Source organism: Cellulomonas endophytica, from assembly GCF_004123805.1.
GTDB classification, from domain to species: Bacteria; Actinomycetota; Actinomycetes; order Actinomycetales; family Cellulomonadaceae; genus Cellulomonas; species Cellulomonas endophytica.
On record NZ_RWJX01000115.1, the window covers coordinates 1 to 7,305 of the forward strand.

General features: G+C 79.2%; 7 protein-coding genes. 3 read left to right on the forward strand and 4 right to left on the reverse strand.

The window, feature by feature from the left end; genetic code table 11:
* The 3 genes from hemC to hemE form a co-directional block, all read right to left on the reverse strand.
* Window positions 1-949, reverse strand: a 949-nt coding sequence (gene hemC / locus EJA20_RS17545) for a hydroxymethylbilane synthase (RefSeq protein WP_129339815.1), incomplete at its 3' end; no start/stop codon positions are given.
* Between the two features lie 153 nt (window positions 950-1,102).
* On the reverse strand, window positions 1,103-2,539 hold the full coding sequence (hemG, locus tag EJA20_RS17550; protein ID WP_129339816.1) for a protoporphyrinogen oxidase: 1,437 nt from the start codon (window positions 2,537-2,539) through the stop codon (window positions 1,103-1,105).
* A gap of 5 nt (window positions 2,540-2,544) precedes the next feature.
* The gene (gene hemE / locus EJA20_RS17555) at window positions 2,545-3,609 is read right to left on the reverse strand and encodes a uroporphyrinogen decarboxylase (RefSeq protein ID WP_129339817.1); all 1,065 of its coding nucleotides are present in this window, start codon (window positions 3,607-3,609) and stop codon (window positions 2,545-2,547) included.
* Between the two features lie 45 nt (window positions 3,610-3,654).
* Between hemE and EJA20_RS17560 the strand changes: the two genes are divergently transcribed.
* Window positions 3,655-4,923 carry a glutamyl-tRNA reductase gene (locus tag EJA20_RS17560; protein WP_129339818.1) on the forward strand — a complete coding sequence of 423 codons (1,269 nt, stop codon included), beginning with the start codon at window positions 3,655-3,657 and terminating at the stop codon, window positions 4,921-4,923.
* A gap of 27 nt (window positions 4,924-4,950) precedes the next feature.
* Here EJA20_RS17560 and purB read toward each other — a convergent pair whose 3' ends face one another.
* Window positions 4,951-6,474 carry an adenylosuccinate lyase gene (gene purB, locus EJA20_RS17565; RefSeq protein ID WP_129339819.1) on the reverse strand — a complete coding sequence of 508 codons (1,524 nt, stop codon included), beginning with the start codon at window positions 6,472-6,474 and terminating at the stop codon, window positions 4,951-4,953.
* A 211-nt stretch (window positions 6,475-6,685) separates the two neighbouring features.
* Between purB and EJA20_RS17570 the strand changes: the two genes are divergently transcribed.
* Complete coding sequence (locus tag EJA20_RS17570) at window positions 6,686-6,931, forward strand: hypothetical protein (protein ID WP_129339820.1); 246 nt, start codon at window positions 6,686-6,688, stop codon at window positions 6,929-6,931.
* Between the two features lie 151 nt (window positions 6,932-7,082).
* A partial coding sequence (locus tag EJA20_RS18885; RefSeq protein WP_205687569.1) for a hypothetical protein occupies window positions 7,083-7,305 on the forward strand: 223 nt, incomplete at its 3' end.

The following is a 7,305-nucleotide window of genomic DNA, read 5'->3' on the forward strand; positions in this document are numbered from 1 at the left end:
CGGGCCCCGCGTCCGCGCCGGGCCCCGCGGCGACGTCGTCGGCGGCGGCCGGACGGCGGGCCGCGCCGGCGCCCGCGTCCTCCTGCCCCTCCGGCAGCACCACGGAGGCCCGCCGCCGCAGCACCCGCGTGCCGTCGACGGCCGCGACGGTGGCCTCCAGGTGCAGCGTCCCGCCGCCCGGCCCCTCGCCCAGCCGCGCGATCGCGCCGACCGGCGCCGCGCACCCGGCCTCGAGGCGCTCGAGCAGCGCGCGCTCGGCCGCCACGGCCAGGCGGGTCGGCCGGTGGTCCAGCGCCGCCAGCGCCGCGAGCAGCACGGGGTCGGTCTCGTCGTCCCGGACCTCGACCGCCAGGGCCCCCTGGGCGGCGGCGGCCGTCATGACGTCGGCGTCGAGGACCTCGGAGACGGCGTCGAGCCGCCCCAGGCGCGCGAGGCCGGCGAGCGCGAGGACGACGGCGTCGAGGTCCCCCGACGTCACGCGACCGAGCCGGGAGTCGACGTTGCCCCGCAGGTCCACGACCTCGAGGTCGGGCCGGGCGGCCCGCAGCTGCGCGGCCCGCCGGGGCGACCCCGTGCCGACCCGGGCCCCCGGCCGCAGGTCCGCCAGCCGCGCCCCCGCCGTGCCGCCGACGGAGCACAGGGCGTCCCGCGGGTCCTCCCGCGGCGGGACGGCCGCGACCCGCAGCCCGGGCGCCGGCGCGGTCGGCAGGTCCTTGAAGGAGTGCACCGCCACGTCGCACCGCCCGGCCAGGAGGGCGTCGCGCAGGGCGGTCACGAAGACCCCGGTGCCGCCGAGGCTCGAGAGGGGCGCGGTGACGACGTCGCCCTCCGTCCGCACGTGGACGGTGCCCACCTCCCGCACCCCGAGCGTGCGCAGGGCGTCCGCGACGTGGCCGGTCTGGGTGCGGGCGAGCGCGCTCGCGCGGGTGCCGATGCGGACCTCTGGCATGCCCTCATCCTCCCCCCGGGCGCGCCGCGCCACCAAAATGCGGCGCGCGTCACTCAGGCATGCCTTACTTTTCTCGCGGGACCCGGCCAGAATTCCGGGGACGGCCTCCCACAGAATTCTGACGGCCTGTCAGAAAAGCATCTGACAGAGGCGTCATGAAACGCCGCCCGCCGCATTCTCCCCGGCGAGCGACCGGCCCGCCGCACGGGCCTGCGGCACGACGGAGGCCAGCCCGTTGCCCGCGACCCAGGCGCCGACGAGCGCCACGTCGGGCCGTCCCGCCACCGCGTCCCGGACCCGCGCCACGGCGTCGCGGTGGGCCGCGCCCGGCCGCGGCAGCGCCTGCGTCCACCGCACGACGTCGGCGTCCCGCACCGTCCCCGGCGCCAGCGGCACGCCGAGCAGCACGGCCGCGTCCGCCCGCGCCTGCGCGACGAGGTCGCCGTCCGGGGCTGTCGTCGGGTCGTCCTCGGCGTGCCCGTAGGAGAGCCGCAGGACATGGCGCCCCGGCCCGGCCGCGGCGGCGGCCCACGCCCACTTGGCGGTCGCGTGGGTGAGCGCCTTCGCGCGGACGTCGGCGGACCCGCGGGCGACGAGGACGCCCGTCCCGCGCGGCGCCGCGTCCAGGGCGGGGGCGTCGACGACGAGCGTCACCAGCGCGATGGCGGACCCCTCGTCCGTCCCGGGGGCTTCGTCCAGCAGCCCGGCGCCGACGAGGAGCCCCGCCGCCGCCGCCGACGCGAGGACCACGCCATCCGTGGTCGTCGCGGCGCGGTCGCCCGCCACGACGAGCTCCGCCCCGGGGCCGCCGGCCGCGAGCCGCAGCGCCGTGACCTGCGCCTGCGTCCGCACCACGCCGCCCGCGTCGAGGAGGTCCGCGACGAGCGCGTCGACGAGGCGGTGCAGGCCGCCGGCCAGCCCGAGCACCGCCGAGCCGGCCGGCGCCGACGCCCGCTGCGCGCGCACCGCCCGCGCCAGCGACCCGGACCGTGCCGCCGCCCGTGCCGCCGCCAGGCCGGGCGTCACGGCGTCCAGGGCCAGGGCCGAGGGGTCCGCCGCGTGCACCCCGCCGACCACCGGGGCGACGAGCCGGTCGAGCACGCGCCGCCCCTGCCGGGCCCGGACGAGCGCGCCGAGGCTCGTCGCCCCCGCCCCCACCCGCGCCGGGAGCACGAGGTCGAGCCCTGCCCGCAGCGCGCCGCCCAGCCCCAGCGTCCCGCGGACGTCGGCCGCCAGCGGGTGCCCGGGGATGCCCAGCAGCCCCGTGCGCGGCAGGGGCCCGTCGCCCCACGGCCCGTGCACCCACGACCCGGGCGCCGTGGGCCGCACGAGGTCCTCGCCCAGCCCGAGGCCGCGCGCCAGCGCCTCGACGGCCCCGCCCCGCGTGGCGAAGGACTCCGCGCCCGCGTCGAGGACCAGGCCGTCCACCGTGTGGGCCGCGACGACCCCGCCGACCCGGTCGCGGGCCTCGAGGACGAGCGTGCGCCGGCCGGCGCGGGCCGCCTCGCGCGCCGCCACGAGACCACCGACGCCGCCCCCCACGACGACGACGTCCCAGGTCCGGCCCCCGTCGTCCGCCGCGGCCGTCACGGGGGTCAGAGGCCGTGCACGAGCGCGACGACCCGCGTGAGCACGTCCGGGTCGGTCGCCGGGGGGACGCCGTGGCCGAGGTTCACCACGTGCCCGGGGGCGGCCTCGCCGCGCCGCACGACGTCCCGCACGTGCGCCTCGAGCAGGGGCCACGGCGCCGCGAGCAGGGCCGGGTCGATGTTGCCCTGGACCGGCGTGCGCCCCCCGAGGCGGCGGGAGGCCTCGTCGAGCGGGATCCGGTGGTCGACCCCGACCACGTCCGCGCCGACGTCCCGCATCGCGGCGAGCAGCTCGCCCGTGCCGGTGCCGAAGTGGACGGTGCGCACGTCGAGGTCGCGGACGTGCCCGAGGGCCCGCGCCGAGGCCGGCGCGACGGACCGCTCGTAGTCCGCCAGGGACAGGGACCCGGCCCAGGAGTCGAAGAGCTGGGCCGCGCTCGTGCCCGCCACGACCTGGGCCCGCAGGAAGGTGCCCGTGACGTCGGCGGCCCACGTGAGCAGGTCCGCCCACACCTCCGGCTGCGCGTGCATGAGGGTGCGGGCCGCGAGGTGGTCGCGCGAGGGCCCGCCCTCGACGAGGTACGCCGCCAGGGTGAAGGGGGCGCCGGCGAACCCGATGAGGGGCGTGCTGCCCAGCGCCGCGACCGTGAGCGCGACCGCCTCCGTCACCGGCGCGAGCCGCTCCGCCGTGAGGGGGCCGAGGTCGCGCAGCCGGGCGACGTCGTCGGCCGTCCGGACCGGGGTGCCGATGACGGGACCGACGCCGGGCTCGATCTCGACGTCGACGCCGACGAGGCGCAGCGGCACGACGATGTCCGAGAAGAAGATCCCCGCGTCGACGCCGTGCCGCCGGACGGGCTGCAGCGTGATCTCGCTCGCCAGGCCCGGGTCGAGGCAGGCGTCGAGCATGGCCGTCCCCGCGCGGGCGGCCCGGTACTCCGGCAGCGACCGCCCGGCCTGGCGCATGAACCAGATCGCGCGCCCGCCGTCGCGGTGCCCGGAATACGCGCGGACGAGGGCGGAATCCGCGGTCCGGCCGCGGACGAGGGGGTGATCCTGAGGGAGCGTCACCCGAGGATTGTGCCGGACATTTCCCGGCGTGTTTCAATCCTCCCCGTGGTGCTCGTGAGTCTCGTGGCGAGCCACCGCGACCTCGACCTGTCGGTGCTCGACCAGCTGTCCACGGATGCTGCGGCCGTCGGTGCCGAGCTCGTGGCGGCCGGGGGTCCCGTCCAGGGGGCGGTGACCCTGGCGACGTGCAACCGTCTCGAGCTCTACCTCGACGTGGCGGACGCCGACGAGGTCCCCGCGGCCTGGGCCGGCGTCGCGGAGGCCGTGGCGCACCGGTCGGGGCTGCCCGCCGAGGAGGTCGGCAGCCACCTGCACCTGCTCGTCGGCCCGCAGGTGAGCGGACACCTCTTCGGCGTCGCCAGCGGCCTGGAGTCCATGGTCGTCGGGGAGCGCGAGATCGCCGGCCAGGTGCGGCGCGCCCTCGTCGCCGCCCGCCGCGACGGGACGGCCACGGCCGACCTCGAGACCCTCTTCCAGGCCGCGTCGCGCTCCTCGCGGGCGGTCGAGGCGGCGACGGGCGTCGGTGCCACGGGGCGGTCCGTCGTGGGGGTCGCGCTCGACCTCGCGGAGCGGGGCCTGCCGGCCTGGCCCGCGGTGCGCTGCGTCCTCGTCGGGACGGGCTCCTACGCCGGGGCGAGCCTCGCGGCGCTGCGGGCCCGCGGGTGCGGGGACGTGCGCGTCTACTCGCCCTCGGGCCGCGCCGCCCCCTTCGCGGCCGCCCGGGGCGTGGGCGCCGTGCCGCCGGAGCGCTCGCTCGCCGACGAGGTGCAGGACGCCGACCTCGTCGTGGCGTGCAGCGGCGCCGCCGGGCCCGTCCTCACCGCGGAGCACCTCGAGGCCGCCCGCACGGGCACGGACCGGCCGCTCACGGTCGTCGACCTGGCCCTGCTGCACGACATCGACCCGCGCGTGGGCGAGCTGCCCGGCGTCCGGCTCGTCACGCTGCACACGGTCGCGGAGCACGCCCCGGCCGAGCACGCCGCCGTGGAGCGGGCCCGCGCCGTCGCCGCCGGCATGGCCGAGCAGTTCGAGGCCGAGCGCCGGGTGCGGTCGTGGGACCCGGCCGTCGTCGCCGAGCGCACGCGGGTCCTCGGCGGGCTCGAGGCGCGGGTCGCGGCGCTGCCCGAGGACCGGCGCGAGGAGCCGGGCGTCCGGCTCGTGCGCCGCCGGCTGCGCACCCGCCTGCACGGGCCGACCGTGCGGGCGCGGGAGGCGGCCCGCGCCGGCGACGGGTCGGCCTTCGCCGCGGCCGTGGCCGAGCTCGCCGCGATCGACGTGCCGGAGCTGCCGGTCCTCGTCGGGGACGGGCGCTGACGCCCCACCGACGGGCCGCGGCGCGGGTCAGTCGTCGAGGTGCTCGACGAGCCGGGCCGCCAGGCCGGTGTAGGTCGCGGGCGTGAGCGCCGCCAGCCGTGCCTCCACGTCCGCGGGCAGCCCGAGCCCGGCGACGAACCCGCGCATGTCGTCGGCCGTCAGCCGCCGCCCGCGCGTGAGCTCCTTGAGCCGCTCGTAGGGGTTCTCCATGCCCTCGACGCCCGCCGCCGCCGCCGCGCGCATCGCGACCTGGACGGGCTCGCCGAGGACCTCCCAGTTGCCGTCGAGCTCGGCGGCCAGGTGGTCCGCGTCGACGTGCAGGGCGCGCAGGCCGCGGCGCACGTTGTCGATCGCGAGCAGGGAGTGGCCGAACGCCGGGCCGATGTTGCGCTGGGTCGTGGAGTCCGTGAGGTCGCGCTGCAGGCGGCTCGTCACGAGGGTGGCGGCGAGGGTGTCGAGGAGCGCGCAGGACAGCTCGAGGTTCGCCTCGGCGTTCTCGAAGCGGATGGGGTTCACCTTGTGCGGCATGGTCGAGGAGCCCGTGGCGCCCGCCACGGGGACCTGCACGAAGACGCCGCGCGAGATGTAGGTCCACACGTCCGTGGCGAGGTTGTGCAGCACGCGGTTGAAGCGGGCGACGTCCGCGTAGAGCTCGGCCTGCCAGTCGTGCGACTCGATCTGCGTCGTCAGCGGGTTCCAGGTCAGGCCCAGCCGCTCGACGAACGTGCGCGAGACGACCTCCCAGTCGGCCCCGGGCACCGCGACGACGTGCGCGCCGTACGTCCCCGTGGCGCCGTTGAGCTTGCCCAGGACCTCGTCGCCCGCGATGCGGCGGAGCTGGCGGCGCAGGCGGTGCGCGAGGACCGCGAGCTCCTTGCCGACGGTCGTGGGCGTGGCGGGCTGGCCGTGCGTGAGCGCCAGGAGGGGCTGGTCCGCGTACCGGTGGGCCATCGCGGCGACCTCGTCGACGAGCGCCGTCGCCGCCGGCAGCCACACCTCGTGCACCGCGCCGCGCACCATGCGGGCGTACGAGAGGTTGTTGACGTCCTCGCTCGTGCACGCGAAGTGGACGAGCTCGGCGAGCGAGGGCAGGACCGTCGCGGCGCCGAGGGACTCCGGCGCGCGGTCGAGGCGGCGCTTGAGGAAGTACTCGACGGCCTTGACGTCGTGCACGGTCGTCCGCTCGATCTCCGCGAGCTCGGCGACCTCGTCGGCGCCGAACGTCGTCACGACGTCCTGGAGGTAGGCCGTCTCGGCGTCCCCGAGGGACGGCACGCCGGGCACGACGCCGTGCTCCGTGAGGTGCAGGAGCCACTCGACCTCGACGTGCACGCGCTCGCGGTTGAGCGCGGCCTCCGAGAGGTGGTCGACGAGCGGCGCGACGGCCGGGCGGTAGCGGCCGTCGAGCGGGCCGAGCGCGATGGGCGGCGTGACGTCCGCGAGCCGCACGCGGGCGGGGGCGGCGTCGGCGTCCGGGCGGGTGCCCGCGCCGGCGGGGGCGGCGTCGGGGGCGGCGTCGGGGGCGGCGGGGGGTGCGTCGGGGGCCGTCATGGCGCCAGTCTCCCAGGAGCGTCCCGGCGGCCGCGCACCCGTCCGGCACCCGTGGACGGCGGTGCCGGTGCGCGCGGCGGCGGTGCACGTCGGCGGCGGACCTGCGGCACCGGGACCGGCGGACGTCCACAGCCCCGCGCGGGGCGCCGGTCGTCCCGGGTGGTCGGCGGACGGGACCGAGGGATGCTGCGGGCTCCCTACGGTGCCGCGCATGCGAGCAGAGGGGGACGACGAGGCGCTGGCGGACCACCTCCGGCGCGCGGCCGCCGCGGTGGGCGAGGCGGCCGCAGCGGTGGGGGCCGTGCCCCGCGGCGCCTGGACCGGCCCGGGGGCCGCGGGGTTCGCCGACCGGCAGGCGGGGCTGCGGCTCGCCGTCGCGGCGCTGGTGGAGCACGTCGACGCGGCGCTCGCGGGGGCGCGGGCGGGCGTCGCCGGCACGCGGGGCCGCCGTGGGTGACGGCACGGGTGGCGGCCCGGCTCGCGGCACGGGTGGCGGCACGGGTGGCGGCACGGACGACGGCACGGATGACGGCACGGATGACGGCACGGACGACGGTCGGTGGGGCGGTGCGGGCCGGGGGACGGCCGGCGGGCCGGGCGGGCCGGTCGTGCTGCGGGGCACGGGTCCCACCCGCGCCGACCTCGTCGTGCTGTCGGCCGTGGCCGCCGACCTCGACCGGGCCGCTGCGGCCCTCGGGCGGGCCGCCCGGGCGCTCGCGGCGGCGGACGACGCCGTGGGAGGGGGGTTCGGGCCGCCGGCCGCCGGGGTGCCGCTCCCGACGGCGCTCGCGGCGGACGGCTGGGCCGGCTGGGCCGGCTGGGACGGCGCGG